This is a genomic window from Terriglobales bacterium (assembly GCA_035624455.1).
GTDB lineage: Bacteria > Acidobacteriota > Terriglobia > Terriglobales > Acidobacteriaceae > DASPRM01.
This window is the reverse complement of the sequence record DASPRM010000104.1, coordinates 14,651-32,226: the sequence shown is the minus strand read 5'-3', so window position 1 is coordinate 32,226 and position 17,576 is coordinate 14,651. Positions and strand designations below refer to the sequence as shown.

The window sequence follows — 17,576 nt, the reverse complement described above, 5'->3', positions numbered from 1 at the left end:
CACCGGCCACGTTGGGGTGTTGACGCTTTTCGGGAAGGTGACGGGAACGGTGCTGCCGGAAGGCGTCCACCTGGCGAATCCGCTTACCGTAAACAACGTGTTGTCGATCCGCACGGAAGAGATCAAAGAGACAGCCACAGTTCCGTCGAACGAAGGCCTGATCATGACCATGGACACCTCATTACTCTTTCACTTGAGTGCCGACAAGGCGGCTGATGTCTTCCGCTCGATTGGGCCGAGATATGCAAGCGTAATCGTTGAACCCAATCTCCGCGCAGCAATCCGGGAGGTTACAGCTTCGCACCTGGCGAATGCTCTTTACTCCAGCGAACGGGAGAAGGTGTCGCATGAAATCTACGACCAGCTCCAGCGCGTGCTGGAGTCCCGGGGCGTGGTGGTGGAAAGCATCCTGCTGCGCGACATTCAACTGCCGTCCGCGCTGAAGCAGTCGATCGAAGCCAAGCAGCAGGCGGAGCAGGAATCGCTGGCCATGTCGTTCCGCCTGCAGAAGGAGAAGCAGGAGGCCGACCGCAAGCGGATAGAAGCCGCGGGGATTCGCGACTTCCAGCAGATCGTGGCTCAGGGGATCAGCCCACAGCTCCTCGAATGGAAGGGCATCGAGGCGACGGAAAAGCTGGCCGACAGCCACAATTCGAAAGTCGTGGTCATTGGCGGCGGGAAGAGCGGGCTGCCGCTGATCCTGGGGCAGTAAGAAGCAAGCACTCGGTAGTCGGCACTCAGGGAATCACATTCCGCCCTTCACGGCTCCGATATGATAGAGCCGTGCCCCCGCCATTGCTGGAATTGCGCCATCTGAGAGTGGAGTTTGCGGTCAGGAACGGAGCCCGCTCTGTGCCGCTGATGGCGGTGCGCGATGTCAGCTTTGCCGTCGCGCCGGGCGAGGTGTTGGGCTTGGTAGGGGAGTCGGGGTCGGGTAAATCGGTCACCTCGCTGGCCATCATGCGGCTCCTGCCAACCGTGGCGCGGGTTTCCGGGGAAATCCTTCTGGAAGATCAGAACCTGCTGGCTGCTGACGAAGACCAGGTGCGGCATCTGCGCGGCGCGCGGATGGCAATGATCTTTCAGGAGCCGATGACCGCACTGAATCCAGTGATGCGAGTGGGCGACCAGGTGGCGGAGGCGGTGCTGGCCCATGCCGCTCCCGTTAACGGCCAGCGGCCCCACAAGAGCGATGCCTGGCAGAAAGCGATTGAGGCGCTCAAGACGGTGGCAATCCCAGATACTGAGCGCCGTGCCCGTGACTATCCTCATCAGCTTTCTGGCGGCATGCGGCAGCGGGTAATGATCGCGATGGCCATCGTGAACCGCCCCGAGTTACTGATTGCCGATGAGCCCACTACCGCGCTTGACGTCACCATTCAGGCGCAAATTCTCGAGCTGCTGGCGGAATTGCGCCAGAAGTTCGGCCTGGCAATGCTGTTTATCTCGCATGATCTGGCGGTAGTGTCGCAGGTAGCGCATCGCGTGGCGGTAATGTATGCGGGCTCCATCGTGGAAATGGGGCCGTCACAGGAGATCTTTCGCAGTCCTCTGCATCCCTACACGCGGGGACTGCTGAACTCTGTGCCGACGCTGCACACCGATCGCGCGCAGCCGCTGAGGACGATCGAAGGCTACGTTCCTTCCATACAGAATCTTCCCGCAGGCTGCGCCTTTGAGCCGCGCTGCGATATCAGCGTAGATGAGTGCAGCGTGAATTTTCCGGCGCTTGAGGAAGTGAAGCCGGAACATTGGGTCAGGTGTCCGGTGAGTCTGCCGGGCGGCGCGAATCGGATAATCGGGTAAGTTGCAATCGGGCAGTCGGAGAGCCCGAGCGAACCAAATCTACTGGGCTAGTAGCGCGACCTCAAAATTTCGCTGATTGCACCATAGTCAGTTATCATGGGATTTTGCCGGATACTGTGCGCGTTCTTCTACTCAGCGATATTCACGGAAATCTGGAAGCTTTGGAGGCTTGCCTGGGGGAGGCGTCTGCCTATGACCTGGCGCTCAACCTGGGCGACATTGTCGGGTACGGCGCCAGTCCCAATGAAGTCATCGACCGCTCTCGCCAACTCGGCAAACATTTCGTGCGCGGCAATCACGACAAGGCTTGCGCCGGCCTGATGGACGTGCGCGGTTTCAATCCCATAGCCGCCGCCGCCGTCGTGTGGACGCATCATCAACTCACTCCCGACAATCTGAAATGGCTGAAAGCGCTGCCGCTCGGGCCGCTGTCAGTCGACGGGTTGGAAGGCGTGCAAATGGTTCACGGCTCCCCGCGGGACGAGGATGAGTACATCCTGGTTTCTGAGGATGCAGCTGAATCCACTGCCAACACGCGGGTTCCAGTCACCTTCTTCGGACACACCCATATCCAGGGAGGCTTTCGCCTGGAAGGCAATCACGAAGCCACCATGCGCCCGAACTACCGCTCCCTGCAGTCCAAGGCGAGTTGGGAGCTGAAGCTGGAGAAGTCGGTCAACTATCTGATAAATCCTGGATCGGTAGGTCAGCCGCGAGACGGTGACTGGCGAGCAGGATATGCGATGTTTGATTCTGCAAAGCGAACGGTGACCTTCTACCGCGTTCCCTATGACCTAGAGAAGGCCCAGAAGCGAATCCTTGAAGCCAAACTTCCGGAGCGGCTGGCGGCTCGACTGGCGCAGGGAAGGTAATCAGCAATCAGCATGAGACCCTCAGAAATTGGGGAACCATTGCTTATCGACATCACGGGTGAGCCATCGATTAAGCCTGGATGACATGCGACCGATTTTGATTGTCATTATGTCCGTGACGGACTCTGTTTGAGGGCGCGTTTGCGGGCGCGCTTGTCTGCGACTTGGCGAATCTCCTTGCCCAAGCCCGTGCGGTTCATGATGGCCTGCTGCACGATGGCGATCAGGTTACCGACGGTCCAGTACAGGCAGAGGCCGGCTGATAGATTCCAGCTGATCACCCCCAGCATTACCGGCATCATCAGGTTCATCAGCTTCTGTTGCTGCGGATCCATGCCTCCGGTCGGCGTCATGCGCTGCACCAGGAAAGTGGTAATGATGATTCCGATGGGCAGAACGTGCGTAGGATCGGCGGACGAGAGGTCTTTCAACCACAGCCAGTGCGCGTTTCGCAGCTCGATGGCCACGCCTAGCATGGTGTAGAAAGCGATAAGGAACGGAAACTGAATGAGCATGGGCAGGCAGCCACCCGCCGGATTCACGCCCTGTTCCTTCATCAGGGCGGAGATTTCTTCGTTCATCTGCCGGCGCTTGGGGTCGTCGAAGCGGAGACTCTTGTAGCGATCTTTGATGGCCGTCATTTGCGGCTGAATCTTCTGCATCTTCAACGCCGAACGCATGCTGGCCAACCGCAGAGGAAGCAGCGCCACGTTGATGATCACCGTAAGCACGATGATCGACCAGCCCCAGTTCGCAACCACGCGCTCGTACGTCCAGCGCAGCCAGAGGAACAGCGGGCGGGAGATGATACTGAACGTGCCGAAGTCGACCAGGCCGCGTAGGTCGGGGCCAGGCTGGCCGCCAATCGCCGTAGCGTGAACCGATTCCAGGACGTCGAGGCTCTTAGGGCCCACGAACAGGCGGATGCTGGTGGAACCGGTGAGGCTCCCAACCGCGGCCCCCAGCACCTCTACTGTCTTGTCGATGCGCGGCACGTTCAGCGCATTGCGCAGCGTGACCAGAACGGTGGACATGGGATCGTCGGGGAGGAAGACCGCGGCGAAATACTGATCCTGCGCGCCGGCCCAATAGAACGGCCCCGGAATGGTGTTGCCGGTGCCGATCGCCTTCCCCTTGCGATCGGGAGCGAGGCGCGTGACCTTCTCCCCCGCAAGGTAATCTATGCGGCCGCTGGCGTAAGAAGCAGGAGTCGTAGCATCACCAAATCCGGCCGGCCAGGTGGGAAACGCGCTTACGGTGTGCCCGTTCTGAGTAACCGCAACTTCGACTTTCACCAGATAGGAATCATCGAAGTGAAAGGTCTTGCGGACGGTAGTGTCATTGTCGGCATATTCGAAGCTCACATCCGCCGGAGCTTGCTGCGCTTCCCTGGAATTCGTGAGGTAGAGAACAGAATTCAGTTTGTTGCGCAGACTGGCGTCATAGGTAAACAGCGACAGCGGATAGCCGAATTTTTCTGAAGCCACCCCGTTCACCAGGTTGAGAGGCTTCCCCTGGTCGTTGGTGTACTTTTTCAGCACCCACGACTTCACCTGTGCGCCGCGATTCGTGAACTCGATGCGGTAGAGTCCATTCTCAACCACCGTAGTAGTCTCGCTGGCCGCCTGACGCATAACACCAGCCGGTGTACGCTTGCCAGCAGGAGCTGCTGGGGCCTCCGCTTGCGTGCTGGGTGCTGGCGCAGGTGTCTGCACCTGCTGTTGTGCTTCCTGCGGCGGACGCGCGGGAGGCTTGGGGCCGTACTTGGTCAGGAAAAACTGGTAAAGCAGCAGGCCAAGAAAGGTGATGGCAAAAACCAGCAGGATCCGTTTTTCGGATCCGGGTTCCTGGGAGGGGTTGGAGTATTCGGGCAAATCGTTACCGTTACTTTCTATCAGCAGCGCCGATTCTGGCACGCACTGGTGTTCGAAATTTCTAGATCCGCAGGAGAATAGGACAACAGCTCTCCCGCCAATTGTTGATCCATTTCTTGGGAGCAGATGTGCACTGGCAACTCGCCGCGCTCGTGGGGAATTGCAGGGTTCCTCACCACGGGATCATATCCACCCTGGGAAAAGGGATGGCAGCGCAGCAACCGCCATATAGTTTTCAAGCTGCCTCGAATCGCGCCATAGCGAGTAACGGCTTCCATGGCGTACTCCGAGCAGGTAGGCACAAAGCGGCATGCGGGCGGGAAGAGCGGCGACAGCAGCATCTTGTAGGCATTCAGCCAGCAGAGAATGAAGTCGCGAATCATCATTGCCCTTCTTTCTCCCGCCCGCTTTCGTTTGATGCTGTACGCAATTTCTTTGAATTGCTGCCGGTTCGGTCGGCCGCTGCACGGCGAATCACTTGAAAGGCGCGAATAACTTCCGCTTGGAGCTGTGGGAATGCTACTGTGCCTGCGCTCTTTTTCGGATTAATCACAACGTCCATGGGTACCGATAAATCTCCTAAATGCAGGCGCACAGCCTCGCGCACGCGCCGCCGAATGCGATTGCGTTCAACCGCCCCTCCTAAGACCCGTCCGACGGTAAGGCCCAGGCGCGGCCCGCCTTCAGCTAGCCGATCCCGCTGAGGCAGGTAGAAAAACGTCAGATGCCCCCCAAAATGGCGCTTCCCACCCTTGTAGACGCGCTGAAAATCTGCGTGTTTCAGCAGTTTTTGCCGTCGCGGAAAAGAGAAGCCGCCACTTACTCGTTCTGGAAGGCGCGCCTCATCTGTCATGGACAGATCCTGCTTCTGAAAATTACGGCCAATTCCTTCCTGCGGTTCCGCAACCGCCATGCTGGCGAGGAACGCCCTCGCCGGCAACCGGTCGGGCGAAAAACCTGCGATTTGCATGGCGGATTCAGCCCCGCCCCCGGGGTATTAGCAGAAGAAGCAAAAGCGCCTTCCAACACGCCATTATTCGCGGAATCCGGGCTTCACCGAGACCCGCTTGCGCCCTTTGGCGCGGCGGCGGGACAGCACCGTCTGTCCGCCTTTTGTTTTCATTCGGCTACGAAAACCGTGCGTCTTGGCGCGACGATGACGGTTGGGCTGGAACGTGCGCTTAGGCATGAAAACTGACTGCTCCTATCCAAATAATTTCGCTAAAAACAAACTTAAAGTATATCGGACGGGATGCGAAACGAGCAAACCAGCGGGGCCGGATCACCGCCAATGTGTTATTGGCCCGACGATGACCTCCAGCGTCCCGCTGATTTCGCTGGCATCATCCTGGCCCTTCACAAATGAGGCTGGCTTCTTGTCGTACGGATCAACCAGCCTGATCTCCCGTGCTTCCAACATCCGCTGACCATTGGGATAGAGATACTCGTCGTATGTAATTCCCTCGACCAGGTAGGCGTGACTTTTCCAGAAGAGAAGTAGCGGCCGGTTCAGCTTGATGCTAGCCACGATCATTCCCACGTCGGTGGGAGCGCCCGCGGCGACACGGGAATCAAGGTGAACCTTGTCGCCATCGTCGAGCACATAGTCCCCGTCGATCACGCTGGCGATGTCGCCCAGGTCCATAGGCGTCTCGACGCAGAGCTCGCCCGCATTGGCCTTCTGAATCCAGTAGTTCTGCCGGATATTGACACCTTGCGCCTTTAGGATCGTTTGCACGCCTGCGGCCCAGGCCCAGTTCTCACACTTCTGTGCGGCAGCAAAAAAAGGCGGATCGCTGAGATCGGCGGTCTGGCCGGGATTTTGCTGCAGGCTGCTGCCGGGCTTCTTTTTGGCGAGGCTTGCTGTTGCCAGTGCCAGAATTGAGATCAGCAGAACAAGAACAGCACACCGCGAGAGCATGCGGAAAAGAATAGCGTAGGTTGGGGAGGCAGTGAAATAACCTGCGGTGAAACCCCGGTCCGGTCGCTCCAAAAGCAGGAGCGACAAAGGTAAGGCCCCTTTTCCAGAGACAGCAAACGCAAACTGTTTCGACTGGGGCCGGGGTCGTTGTGCCGGCTCTCGCTCATGATGACAGGCTGGGAGTTATTTCGACAACACCGCCAGAGCTTCGCGAAAAAGTATGTCGAAGGATTCGGGCTTGCCATTGCGGGTGGCGGCGGCGAGAGCTCGCTCTGCGGCAGGACGCTGATAGCCGAGATTGATTAGCGCCGAGAGCGCATCTTCCTCCACCGCGGAAACCGGGCGCACCGCTGGCGCGGCGCCGAAGTCTTCCAATTTGTCGCGCAATTCCAGACACATCCGTTCAGCGGTCTTTCTGCCGATCCCGGGAATGCGCGTCAACTTGGCCACATCCCCGCTCTTGATAGCTCCTACCATCTCAGCGGCCGGCATGCCGCTGAGAATCGTTATCGCCAGCTTCGGTCCAATGCCACTCACGCTTAATAACCGCTCGAAGAGTTGCTTCTCTTCGTGATGCAGAAATCCGTATAGCGCCAGCGCGTCTTCCCGCACGTGAGTGTGAACGTGTAACGAGACCTCGGATGTACCGGCTGGGGGCAGCTCCGAAAAGGTTGGAACAGTGATAGTGACGTCGTAGCCAACGCCGCCGACTTCCACGACGACCTGATTGGGATGCTTGGCGAGGAGCCGCCCGCGCAGATGAGCAATCATAGGAACGCGTACATTCTAGCCGTACTCAACACCCATCAACCATATGGTGTAACCAAGGCGTTAGCACAAGGTAATGACACGAAGGCTCCTCAGCGTCGCGACACGCTCGGCAAAAGTGATCACGTACCCGTCCGGATCTTCAATGTCCCAAATGGTACGGATGTCCTTTCAGGATGGTGAACGCGCGGTAGAGCTGCTCCAGCAGCACGACGCGCGCTAGTTCGTGAGCCAGCGTCATCTTTCCCAACGATAACTGAAGGCTGGCAGCGGCAATCGCCTGATCACTGAATCCATCGGCGGGACCGATGGCGAACATCAGAGTCTGGGTCCCGCGGTTCTGGTGTTGTTCGAGAAATCGCGCCAGATCCTCCGACGAGAATTGCTTGCCGCGAGAGTCAAGCACGACTAGAACCGGCCGTGGATTAGATTTTTCCAGGTACTTGAGCAGTGCGGCCTCGCTCGCGAATTCCTGTGACTCCGCAGGTACGCAACGGGCGATGCGCCGGAGGTATTCGTTGGTGAGCGATTGGATGGCTGCCTCGCGAGTCCGGCCGATCCAGGCGATGCGCAGTTTCAAAACGAGCACTCAATAGTCAGCATTCAGCACTCAGCAGTCAGCCCTCAATAGCCAACCTCGAGTCCCCTCTCCAGGCAATCATAAATGCGTGAAGGAAAAGACCCCAACGCGATGTCGAGGTCCAGCAAGGGGTGAATGGTAGATTCGCAGGGAGCTCTCCGCTCGACCTGAGCGGACTAGGCTCCCCCTCGAAGTTTTGGCTGACTGCTGAATGCTGATCGCTGAGTGTCAGCTTTAAGATTACCCGATTTTCATGCTGCTGCTCATCACCCCTGCCGGTTGGGGTTTGGGCAAGCTCTCCATGGCCGCCATGCCACGATAGATCTGATACAGAGCAAAGCAATGGAAGGCGATGCCTAGGATGTCGCGGCCGATCAGGAACAGCAGGCAGTCAAAAGCATACACAGCCATCCCTATGCCAAACGCCCACTTCTTCGGTTTGCTGGCGAAAATCCCAAAGAACACGAACACGCTGGCCACGACCAGATCGATGATCACCGCCGGCAGATATGCGACGGATCCAACCTTGCGGGCCAACGCATCCACAACCTGGGTGATGCCCAGTCCGAGAATGAAGTGCCACTGACTGCCGCTCAACACGATGACTGTGTTGATCAGCGACAACGCGGCAATCCAGTAAAACCAGCTGGCGCCGGCCTTCACACGGGTCTGCGCCTGTAGCGTCTGTTGGATCGCACTGGTATTGGGTGTAGCGTTGGCCGTGGGGGCAGCCAGATTGGCCGCCTGCGAAGCAAGCGGCGAGAATAGCTTCTGTTCAGTCGTAGCCATGGGAACGTTCCTTCCGAGCGCTGTCGGGGGAGCGCGCCCCTGGTTTTCGATGTCTTCGGAACGGTAGCACAAGGGGCGCAGTCGGCAGCTATTACCAAGGGGAAAGCACGGCCGGAGCGGTAGGAACTATAAGAAAACATTGTATTTGTTCACCACGCGGAGAGAGCAAGAGGGACGGTGGCAAGTCCGCTCGCGTTTAAATGATTTTGGGGCCAGCAGCGGTTACACTCGATCCCAAGCCTGTTTAAGCTGACGAAAGGCAAGACGCCGAGCCATTGGAACCCCTCACTCATTTCCTGACCGGAGCGGTCTTAAGCCGCGCGGGATTCAATCGCAAGACGGCGCTGGCGACATTCACCATGACGATCGGTGCGGAGGCCGCTGACATCGACCTGGTGGTAAACCTCCGCGGACCGATTTACGGTTTCGCGCATCACCGTGGAATTACACACAGCTTCGTCGGAGTTCCGCTGGTGGCACTTGGAGTCGTGGCCGGAACTTGGGTCTGGCACCGATTCCGCCGCCGCTTCTGGCCGCCGAAAGTAAGACCCGGATATCCCACCACCCCACGCTGGGGCTTGCTATACCTTCTGGCCGTGCTGGCAGGACTGAGCCATATCCTTCTGGACTTCACCAACAGCTACGGCGTGCGGCCCTTCGAACCTTTTTCATACAGGTGGTATGCCTGGGACATCGTGTTCATCATCGAACCGCTGCTGTACGTGGTCCTGCTGGGCGGGTTGGTAGTGCCTGCCATTCTGCGCCTGGTTTCGGAGGAGGTGGGCGCGCGCCCTAAGGGCCCTCCCGGGCGAGTGGCCGCGGTGCTGGCGCTCTTCGGCATGCTGCTGGTCTGGGGTGTCCGCGATTACCAGCACCGGAGAGCAGTCACGGCGTTGCAGTCGGGCGTGTATGACGGGGCGGAAGCAAAGCGGGTGGGCGCTTTCCCGTATCCTCTTAATCCGTTTCAGTGGTATGCAGTGGTGGAAACCGAAAACCGCTTCGATCGCATGCTGGTGAACTCGCTCTCAGGACAGGTCGATCCCGAGGAGCGAGCACAGGTTCGTTACAAGCTGGAAGAAACGCCAGTAACTTTGGCTGCCAAGCAATCGTATCTTGGGCGCGTGTATCTGGATTGGTCGCGCTTTCCCGTGGAGGAGGTGCAGAAACGTGAGCCGCCGCAGCCCGGCTATATCGTGCGATTTCAGGATCTGCGCTTCAGGTATCCGAACAGCAGTCGCGGCGTGTTATCCGCTGGCGTGGTGCTTGATCCCGAGTTGAGCGTGACGGAGTACCTGTGGCCAGCTTTTGGCGGCAAGGAAGTAGCGGTGGCGCCGAGATGAAGGACCACTCGGTAATTAGAGTGCGCCGTGTTCTTTGAGCATGCGATACACGAGGGGGATGGGCAAGCCAACGATATTGAAATAACAGCCTTCGATGCGCGGGATCCAGCGCCCAGCGACGCCCTGGATTGCGTAGGCGCCAGCCTTGTCCATGGGTTCACCGTGGCCGACATAATCACGGATTTCCTGCTCGCTGATGGGGGAGACAACCACCCGGCTGGTTTCGCTACGAACGTCCTCGTAGGTGCGGCCGGAATTGGCGCCGATCAGGCAGACGCTGGTCGTGACCTCGTGAGTGCGACCGGAGATGAGGCGCAGCATGCGGACGGCGTCGTCGGGGCTGCCGGGTTTGCCGAGGATGTGGTTATCCACGATGACGATAGTGTCGGCACCGAGAACGAAGTTGCTGGGGTTGGTGGGGAGTTTTTGCCAGACAGCCCGGGCCTTTTCGCGGGCGAGGCGCTCGGAGAATTGCGTTGGAAGTTCCCCGGGAGTGTGGACTTCGGGGACGTCGGCAGGCTGGGAAATGAAGGGGATGGAGGCGGCCTGGAGCAGTTCACGGCGGCGAGGGGACGACGAGGCAAGGATCAGGGGCATGGGAGTATTTCAACATAATCAGTAGTCAGTAGTTGCGCTGAGAAGGAATCTCACAATGAACCGAGGGGTAAACGTCCGTTTCCCTCAGGGGCTAAAGCCCAGGATTTCTGCGGCTCTGGACGGCGCGGCTGAAAGCCGCGCCCTTTCAACACCGATCTATGGGGTCGCTTCTGAGCACTGATGCCGCGTGCTCACAAGAAACTACCCCACCCTAGCCAAAAGACGGCTAGAGCAGGGCACCCGCAGGGTCCTTGTTCTAATGCAGGGGCTCGAGGGGGCGCTGCACCGGCAGTCGGACGCGAAAACATGTATCCCCAGGGCGCGATACAAAGCTGATCGTGCCGTGATGCTTGCGGATGATGCGGTACACGGTATCGAGGCCCAGGCCGGTGCCCTTGCCCACATCTTTTGTAGTGAAGAAGGGCTCGAAAATGTGCGGCTGAATCTCGGCGGGAATTCCGGGGCCGTTGTCGCGAATTTCGACCAACAATGAAGTGTCTTCCTGGGCCACCCGTATTCGCAGTTCGCCCTTGCCGTTCATGGCGTCAGCGGCATTGTCGATGAGGTTGGTCCAGACCTGGTTCAGTTCGCTGCCATAGGAGGGGATGCGAGGAATATCGGAGGCGTAATTGCGGATCACACTGATGCCGTGTTTCAGCTTGTGATTGAGGATGGTGAGCGTGCTTTCCAGGCCGTTGCGAACATCGACGTCTTGCACCGGGGCCTGGTCCATAAAGGAGTATTCCTTAATCGCCTTCACCAGTTCCGAGATGCGGGCAGTAGCGTTCTCGATTTCCCTTGCCAGCCGGGCGAGTTGCATTTTACTAACGATGCGATTGGCAAGATTGTCGGGCGGAATCTCGGGACAGTGAGAGTGAAGCTCGCGCAGTTCCTGGGTTGTAATGCCAGACTCGACCAACTCCGGAGCAAATTTCCAGGGCTCGGATACGCCGCCCTTGGCCAGCCAGTCGCTCATGGCTTCTTCGCGCTCGCTCTGCGCCAGTGGGTCCAGGGGAGGAGCGGGCGGGCGCGAAAGCAGTTCGGATTCGAAGCGGCAGAGGTAGTTGCTTGCTTCCGTAGATAGCGGGACTTCCTGCAAATCGTCACAGGCCTTGTACAGCCGCTGCAGGGTGTCGCCAAGGGTGTTGGCGGCGCGGCGGGCGGCGGCGGCCGGATTGTTGAGCTCGTGGGCGAGTCCGGCGGAGAGCTTTCCCAGGGCTGCGAGACGTTCGCGCTGCTGGTCCGCCTTGGTGACTTCACGGACCCGATCCGCAAGCAGGCTGACCAGACGTCCGCGAAGCACCGGAATGTGATGCAGCATCTCATCAAACAAGGCGGCAGGTATCAGGGCGATTCTGGTGGGGATGATTGCCCTGATGGTGAGAGGAATTATTTTCAGCCGCGAATACGGCAACATGCCGGTAACATCGCCGGCCCGGGCTGAGTAGACGCGGCCATCATCGGCTCCCTGTTCGACGCGCCCTTCGGTTTCGCCTTCGAGATAGATGATCATGGCGTCGGCTGGCGCACCTTCGCGGATCATGATCTCGCCAGGGGCGAATCGGGATTCTTCAGCGTGATCCGCCAGCCATTGCAAATCTTCGTCGGAGAGATCGGAGAAAATAGCTATCCCGCGGAAGTCCTCTTTCAAATTGCCAGCTTGCTTCGGATTTTCTGCTTGCTTCAGATCGTCTAGCGCCACGCTACACCTTGCTCAGGTATTGGTGAACGAACTGAACCGCGATCGAGCCTTGACCGACAGCTGAGGCCACGCGCTTCACGGAGCCCTGGCGAACATCGCCCACAACCAGAACGCCGGGGATGTTAGTTTCCATCAAAAAGGGATCGCGGTCCAAGGTCCAGCCACGCGGACGCTTGCCATCGCGCACCAGCTGCGGGCCCGCGAGGATGAAGCCATGGTCGTCGCGTTCGACCAGATCTCCCAACCAGTCGGTGCGCGGCATCGCGCCGATGAAGATGAACAGCCCACTGGCCGGGACGCGTTCTATAGCCCCCGTCTTGGAACAAAGGATCGAAATCTCTTCCAGCCGCTTCTCGCCGTGGACCTCGACCACGCTGGAATCATAGGACACGTGGATGTTCGGAGTGTCCTTGATCTGGTCGATCAGATATTGCGACATCGTCTGCGCAAGCGAGGTTCCGCGGACGAGCATGACCACCCGGCCGGCATATTTGGAAAATCCCATGGCAGCCTGGCCAGCGGAATTGGCGCCACCAACAATGTATACGGTCTCACCCTTACAGGACATAGCCTCGGTAGTTCCGGCACCGTAATAGAGGCCCGCGCCCTGAAGGCGGTCGGCGCCGGGGACATCCAGTTTGCGCCACTGCAGGCCCATAGCGAGGACCAATGCGTGACAGGAGATCTCCGAACTGTCGGAGAGCTTGAGGATGCGGTAAGGGCCATCGATGCGAAGGCCGATGGCTTCCTGCGGCGAGAGGATCTCGACGCCAAAGCGACGCGCCTGAATTACGGCCCGGCGCGCAAGGTCACTGCCGCTCAGGCCGGTGGGGAACCCGAGGTAATTTTCGATGCGTGAGCTGAGACCCGCCTGGCCGCCCGGTGCTTCGCGTTCGACGATCACGGTTTTGAGGCCTTCCGATGCGCCGTATACAGCGGCGGCAAGACCAGCGGGACCTCCACCTATGATGATGAGATCGTAGAAATCCACTTGCGCGCGAGTGCGCAAACCGATCTTCTGTGCCAGGTCGCCGGTCGTAGGCTGCACAAGGCGGGTTCCGTCCGGCAGAAGCACGACGGGAAGTTCGCTGGCCTGATCTCCAAGCGATTGCAACAGCTGGTGAACCTCGGGATCATTGGCAGCGGTTTCGACGTCCATCCACTGGTAGGGAATCTGATTGCGCGCCAGGAATTCGCGGACGTCATATGAGGTCGGAGACCAGCGGGTGCCCAGAACCCGGATCCCCTGATAGGGTGGCTTGTAGGAGGCTTGCCAGTCCTCCAGCATGTCACCAAGGACCGGATAGAGGTGCTCGCTGGGCGGGTCCCAGGGCTTCAGGAAAAAGTGATGGATCTTGACCTTGTTGATGGCGTTGATGGCGGCGTCGGTGTCGGCGTAGGCGGTGAGCAGGGCGCGCTTGGCGTCGGGGTAAAGCTGCATGGCTTCAGAGAGGAAGCCGACGCCGTCGAGCTCCGGCATACGCTGGTCGGCGAGCATGAGAGCAACGGCTTCGTTGCGCGCTTTGAGCTGGCGCAGGGAATCGAGAGCCGAGCCGGGGGAATTCGCCCGCAGGATGCGGTAACGGTCGGCATATTCCTGGCGCAGATCGCGCTCGATGGCTCGCAGAACATCAGGATCATCGTCAACAGTAAGAATGACTGGCTTGCTGGCCATAATTCGGAACCTCAGATCGCTGGCGCTGGAGTTAGCCGGACAGTACAGGTTTCAGATGAAAGAAATAGCCGGGGGTCGCAAAGGTTTGGGCCGAGGGCAAAGTTTTCCTTCTCTCTGAATTCCTCTGCCTTCACAAAGAAAACACCAGGTCCTTCGACTCGGGCCAGGGGCTTTATGCCCGGCCCTCGCTCAGGATGACATTCGACGAATTCTTCAACAGTGTCGAGGCTTCGCCTCGACCAGAGCAGACGAGGGCGACCGTTCCCACATAGCTCCTTAATTACACCGCCCTTGCCAAAAGGGAGCTAGGATGGGGGCCCCCTCAGGTTCCTTAACGACTACCGCCGGCGCGATTGTGCTCAGCGAAGCGGCGGAAGAAACTGTCCTGCTTCCATTGTGGCCGCCGATCGGAATTGGATACTGTGATCAGCAGCGCAGAGATGACGTCTTCATATTTTCCGGCGGCAGCGAGATCGACGGGCTGATCGAGGTCGTCGGAAGGAGCGTGGTAGCGCTCCGTCAACCAGGCGTGCTCGAGTTTTTCCTCCGGCGAACCCTTTTCAAATCCCACTTTCATGGCGACGGCAGGAATTCCATGGCGAATGAAGTTGTATTGATCGCTGCGGATGAAAGCATTGCGCAGCGGCTCGGGATCTGGCTGCACCCGCAGTCCCTGACTCTGGGCTACTTCGCGGGTTACGTCTCCGAGATCTGATTCCGCCAGGCCATACACCGTGAGCAACTTGAGAGGGAAGATAGGAAGGAACATGTCGATGTTGATATTGGCGATCATCGACTCCGCCGGCGCGGTGGGATGAGCGGCGAAATATTTGGAGCCCAGCAGTCCTTTTTCTTCCGCGGTCAGGAAGAGGAACAGGACTGAACGCTTCATCTTTTCTGACGACCGTTTAAGCGAGGCAGCGGTATCGAGCAGGACGGCGCTGCCGGAAGCGTTATCCATGGCGCCGTTGTAGATGGGGTCGCCATGAATTGGTTCGCCGATGCCGAGATGATCGAGGTGGGCCGAAAGCACCACGTACTCATTTTTCAGCGCAGGATCGGAGCCGGGGAGCTTGGCAACAATGTTGGCGGAATCGACTTCCTTCGTGTTCATGGTGGCATGGGCCTTGATCGTTGCGTTCAAGGCAAAGTGAGGGAGTGGTTTGCGATTCTTGCCGAGAGCCGCGATCTCGTCGAAGCTGTGACCGGTTCCCTCGAAGAGCTTCTGCGCGCGAGCGGGATTGAAGATCACGGCGAGTTTCTCGCCGGCCGCGTCATCCAGCGCAGGATCCGCGAGGCTCATGCTGGGACGAGTGCGGGCCAGGCGTTGCCGCTCCCAGGGAATATCCATAGCGGCGGGATTTTGAATGGTGATGATGCCGATCACGCCGGCCTGCTCGAAGCCCTTCCAGCGTTCGCCGAGAGACTGATAGTGAGAGGCCAGGGCGCTGGGCATCTGCTCGGGTGATCCCACGAGAAGAACGGCGACTTTGCCTTTCAGGTCGAGGCCGGCAAGGTCGTCGTACTGCATTTCCGGCACGCGCAGGCCATAGCCGACAAAGACCAGGGGCGCTTCCACATTGGGCGCCAGTTCGACGCGAGTGCTGAACATGGCATCATCGCCGAGGACCAGCGGCTGGGTTTTGCCGTTGCGTACCAGAGCCAGGCTGGATTGATCTTCCACGATCTGGCGCGAGCGCAGCTTCACCGGCTGATAGAAGCCGTCGTTGCCGGCGGGCTCGAGACCATTCTTCTTGAGCTGATCGATCACGAAGGCGGATGCCTTGCGCAGTCCTTCACTGCCGGTCTCGCGGCCTTCCATATCGTCGCCGGCAAGGACTTTCACGTATCCCCACCAGCTCTTGCCGTCGAATTGCGCAGACGTGGTGGACTGCGAGAGAAGGAAGGTGGAGATCAGAAACAGACAGAGGGCTAGTTTGCGAATCATGGATTTCCTCTTGGAGTTGTCATCCTTGCCGCTGAGCAACCAACGTTATTGCTGCTCGCGCGCTTGCTGCAATGCTGCGATATCCAGCTTTTTCATTTTGAACATGGCTTCCATGATCCGTTTCGATTTCTGGGGATCGGGATCACTGAGCAGTTCGCCGAGTTTGGCGGGCACGATTTGCCACGATAAGCCATATTTGTCTTTGAGCCAGCCGCATGGGCCCTCTTGCCCACCGCGAGAGAGCTTTTCCCAGTATTCATCGACTTCCTGCTGGGTCTTGCAGTCGATTGAGAATGAAATGGCCTCGGTGAATTTGAAGTGGGGGCCACCGTTCAAAGCGATGAACTCCCTGCCGTCGAGCTGAAACACCACGGTCATAACGCTGCCTTTGGGACCGGGACCTGCGTCTCCGTAACGAGTAATGTTGAGGATTTTTGAGTTGGGGAAAATTGAGACATAGAGATTGGCTGCTTCTTCGGCTTGATTATCGAACCAGAGGAATGGGGTGATTTTGGGCATAGGAGAGTTATTTTAGTGCGGGATGGCGTGTCTCGCTCTGTCTCTCCCACCCTCCGCCAAAAGAGGGCGGAAGGGTGGGGCACCGGGGCACCCCCTCTTTATCTTTCTAAGAACGCGGACCGGAGTGTCCGCGCCACACATTCATCTCACCATAGCCGGCACCCACACGCCATTAGGAGCGACGATTTCGACCTTGGGGACTTCCGTGAATATCTTCACGCGTTGCAGGCCGGCTTTGGGTTTTGGCTTGGCGAGAAACGCGAGGATGTACTGGTTCTCGAGATCGGTCTGCATTTCCTTGAGATAAGGTTGAAAGTCGACCGGATTGTCGAGTCCCAAATAGAACGATTCGCCAGCAGTATCTTCAGCGAGTTTCGCCAGGCTGTTCTGGCCACGATTCAGCTCCCAGTAGTTGTGGCCCAGGTGACCGCCGCTGCGGAAGAAAATGGAATAAATTTCGACCCCGGCGCGCTGGGCGAGGTCGCTGGCGGTGTAGAGGTCGGGGCTGAATGGCGCCAAAGGCCCGAAGTCTCCGCGGAAGCGATCGATGCCATCGCTGACCATGAGGATGGCGCGCCGGGCATTCTGACCTGGCCACTGCTTGAGCAGAGACATCAGCGAGAGATACGGGCTGCCGCCGGCTCCGACGTAGCCGAGGGGCAGACGAATGGACTTGGCGGCTGCGGCATGATCGGTAGTCAAGGCTTGGGCGACATTGACCGTGCCGTTTCGCATATATCCCACGGCCACCTGAGTATTTGCCGGCTGCGAGGTGATGAACTCCCGCAGTTCGTCGAGATGGAGGCCCAACGAGGTTTGTGTACCATCGTCGATAAGGATGTAGAGGTCGAGGCCGCTAGCGGCTGAGCCGGCTTTGGCTGAGATCAGGCCGGTGACTTGAAGGCGGTCTTTGCCCTGACGAACCATGACGTCCTGGCGGCTGAGCTCGGGTGGGGTGGGCTCCTTGCTCTCGACCCGAATCACGGTGCGCACGGGCACGGTTTGCGGAGTGCTCTGAGCCAAGAGAGCAACAGCGATTGAAACAATGGCGATCACAATGACGGCTTTCAGCGCAGGTTTCATGACGCTCCTTGTGAAGATTTTAGTGCCATCCACCCGGGTCCTTAGGACAAGTGTATCGGAACAGGAGAGTACGCTCATCTCACGGGGAGTGGTGCGTCCTCG

18 protein-coding genes are annotated in these 17,576 nt (G+C 58.7%); 4 read left to right on the top strand and 14 right to left on the bottom strand.

Features of this window, described 5'->3' with window-relative positions; translation table 11 throughout:
• The 3 genes from VEG30_11860 to VEG30_11850 all read left to right on the top strand — a co-directional run.
• Positions 1 to 712 (top strand): prohibitin family protein (locus VEG30_11860; GenBank protein HXZ80620.1); only part of this gene is annotated, 712 nt, incomplete at its 5' end.
• A gap of 71 nt (positions 713 to 783) precedes the next feature.
• Positions 784 to 1,806, top strand: a complete 1,023-nt coding sequence (locus VEG30_11855) for an ABC transporter ATP-binding protein (GenBank protein ID HXZ80619.1) — start codon at positions 784 to 786, stop codon at positions 1,804 to 1,806.
• Between the two features lie 116 nt (positions 1,807 to 1,922).
• Positions 1,923 to 2,678, top strand: a complete 756-nt coding sequence (locus VEG30_11850; GenBank protein HXZ80618.1) for a metallophosphoesterase family protein — start codon at positions 1,923 to 1,925, stop codon at positions 2,676 to 2,678.
• A gap of 107 nt (positions 2,679 to 2,785) precedes the next feature.
• Here VEG30_11850 and yidC read toward each other — a convergent pair whose 3' ends face one another.
• From yidC to VEG30_11810, 8 genes are all read right to left on the bottom strand, one after another.
• Positions 2,786 to 4,552: a membrane protein insertase YidC gene (gene yidC, locus VEG30_11845; protein HXZ80617.1), complete on the bottom strand. Its 1,767-nt coding sequence runs from the start codon at positions 4,550 to 4,552 to the stop codon at positions 2,786 to 2,788.
• Between the two features lie 20 nt (positions 4,553 to 4,572).
• Complete coding sequence (yidD, locus tag VEG30_11840) at positions 4,573 to 4,938, bottom strand: membrane protein insertion efficiency factor YidD (GenBank protein ID HXZ80616.1); 366 nt, start codon at positions 4,936 to 4,938, stop codon at positions 4,573 to 4,575.
• A complete protein-coding gene (rnpA, locus tag VEG30_11835) occupies positions 4,935 to 5,522 on the bottom strand; it encodes a ribonuclease P protein component (GenBank protein ID HXZ80615.1) in 588 nt (195 codons plus the stop codon). The genes yidD and rnpA overlap by 4 nt, the downstream gene beginning before the upstream one ends.
• Positions 5,523 to 5,585: 63 nt before the next feature.
• Positions 5,586 to 5,741 (bottom strand): 50S ribosomal protein L34, encoded by a 156-nt coding sequence (gene rpmH / locus VEG30_11830; GenBank protein ID HXZ80614.1) that lies wholly within the window; start codon positions 5,739 to 5,741, stop codon positions 5,586 to 5,588.
• A 93-nt stretch (positions 5,742 to 5,834) separates the two neighbouring features.
• Positions 5,835 to 6,560 carry a hypothetical protein gene (locus VEG30_11825; GenBank protein ID HXZ80613.1) on the bottom strand — a complete coding sequence of 242 codons (726 nt, stop codon included), beginning with the start codon at positions 6,558 to 6,560 and terminating at the stop codon, positions 5,835 to 5,837.
• A 96-nt stretch (positions 6,561 to 6,656) separates the two neighbouring features.
• Entirely contained in the window at positions 6,657 to 7,244 is a 588-nt protein-coding gene (gene ruvA / locus VEG30_11820; protein ID HXZ80612.1) for a Holliday junction branch migration protein RuvA, read from the bottom strand.
• 139 nt (positions 7,245 to 7,383) lie between these two features.
• Complete coding sequence (locus tag VEG30_11815) at positions 7,384 to 7,830, bottom strand: 23S rRNA (pseudouridine(1915)-N(3))-methyltransferase RlmH (GenBank protein HXZ80611.1); 447 nt, start codon at positions 7,828 to 7,830, stop codon at positions 7,384 to 7,386.
• Between the two features lie 231 nt (positions 7,831 to 8,061).
• Complete coding sequence (locus VEG30_11810) at positions 8,062 to 8,610, bottom strand: hypothetical protein (protein HXZ80610.1); 549 nt, start codon at positions 8,608 to 8,610, stop codon at positions 8,062 to 8,064.
• A gap of 275 nt (positions 8,611 to 8,885) precedes the next feature.
• Between VEG30_11810 and VEG30_11805 the strand changes: the two genes are divergently transcribed.
• Positions 8,886 to 9,950, top strand: a complete 1,065-nt coding sequence (locus tag VEG30_11805; GenBank protein HXZ80609.1) for a metal-dependent hydrolase — start codon at positions 8,886 to 8,888, stop codon at positions 9,948 to 9,950.
• Between the two features lie 15 nt (positions 9,951 to 9,965).
• On the opposite strand, the gene VEG30_11800 is transcribed toward VEG30_11805, so the two are convergent.
• The 6 genes from VEG30_11800 to VEG30_11775 form a co-directional block, all read right to left on the bottom strand.
• A complete protein-coding gene (locus VEG30_11800; protein ID HXZ80608.1) occupies positions 9,966 to 10,547 on the bottom strand; it encodes a Maf family protein in 582 nt (193 codons plus the stop codon).
• 256 nt (positions 10,548 to 10,803) lie between these two features.
• Positions 10,804 to 12,249 carry an ATP-binding protein gene (locus VEG30_11795; GenBank protein HXZ80607.1) on the bottom strand — a complete coding sequence of 482 codons (1,446 nt, stop codon included), beginning with the start codon at positions 12,247 to 12,249 and terminating at the stop codon, positions 10,804 to 10,806.
• 1 nt (position 12,250) lies between these two features.
• Positions 12,251 to 13,924 carry an FAD-dependent oxidoreductase gene (locus VEG30_11790; protein HXZ80606.1) on the bottom strand — a complete coding sequence of 558 codons (1,674 nt, stop codon included), beginning with the start codon at positions 13,922 to 13,924 and terminating at the stop codon, positions 12,251 to 12,253.
• Positions 13,925 to 14,255: 331 nt separating this feature from the next.
• Positions 14,256 to 15,872 carry a M28 family metallopeptidase gene (locus VEG30_11785; protein ID HXZ80605.1) on the bottom strand — a complete coding sequence of 539 codons (1,617 nt, stop codon included), beginning with the start codon at positions 15,870 to 15,872 and terminating at the stop codon, positions 14,256 to 14,258.
• A 45-nt stretch (positions 15,873 to 15,917) separates the two neighbouring features.
• Entirely contained in the window at positions 15,918 to 16,391 is a 474-nt protein-coding gene (locus tag VEG30_11780) for a VOC family protein (protein ID HXZ80604.1), read from the bottom strand.
• 141 nt (positions 16,392 to 16,532) lie between these two features.
• Positions 16,533 to 17,474, bottom strand: coding sequence for a hypothetical protein (locus VEG30_11775; protein ID HXZ80603.1), 942 nt, complete (start codon positions 17,472 to 17,474; stop codon positions 16,533 to 16,535).
• Between the last annotated feature and the right edge of the window lie 102 nt (positions 17,475 to 17,576).

What these genes read in the sequence shown, in the direction of transcription:
- VEG30_11785 (HXZ80605.1), bottom strand. Translation starts at nt 15,872, where the DNA reads ATGATTCGCAAACTAGCCCTCTGTCTGTTTCTGATCTCCACCTTCCTT.
- VEG30_11800 (HXZ80608.1), bottom strand. Translation starts at nt 10,547, where the DNA reads ATGCCCCTGATCCTTGCCTCGTCGTCCCCTCGCCGCCGTGAACTGCTC.
- rpmH (HXZ80614.1), bottom strand. Translation starts at nt 5,741, where the DNA reads ATGCCTAAGCGCACGTTCCAGCCCAACCGTCATCGTCGCGCCAAGACG.
- yidD (HXZ80616.1), bottom strand. Translation starts at nt 4,938, where the DNA reads ATGATGATTCGCGACTTCATTCTCTGCTGGCTGAATGCCTACAAGATG.
- VEG30_11780 (HXZ80604.1), bottom strand. Translation starts at nt 16,391, where the DNA reads ATGCCCAAAATCACCCCATTCCTCTGGTTCGATAATCAAGCCGAAGAA.
- VEG30_11790 (HXZ80606.1), bottom strand. Translation starts at nt 13,924, where the DNA reads ATGGCCAGCAAGCCAGTCATTCTTACTGTTGACGATGATCCTGATGTT.
- rnpA (HXZ80615.1), bottom strand. Translation starts at nt 5,522, where the DNA reads ATGCAAATCGCAGGTTTTTCGCCCGACCGGTTGCCGGCGAGGGCGTTC.
- VEG30_11810 (HXZ80610.1), bottom strand. Translation starts at nt 8,610, where the DNA reads ATGGCTACGACTGAACAGAAGCTATTCTCGCCGCTTGCTTCGCAGGCG.
- VEG30_11775 (HXZ80603.1), bottom strand. Translation starts at nt 17,474, where the DNA reads ATGAAACCTGCGCTGAAAGCCGTCATTGTGATCGCCATTGTTTCAATC.
- ruvA (HXZ80612.1), bottom strand. Translation starts at nt 7,244, where the DNA reads ATGATTGCTCATCTGCGCGGGCGGCTCCTCGCCAAGCATCCCAATCAG.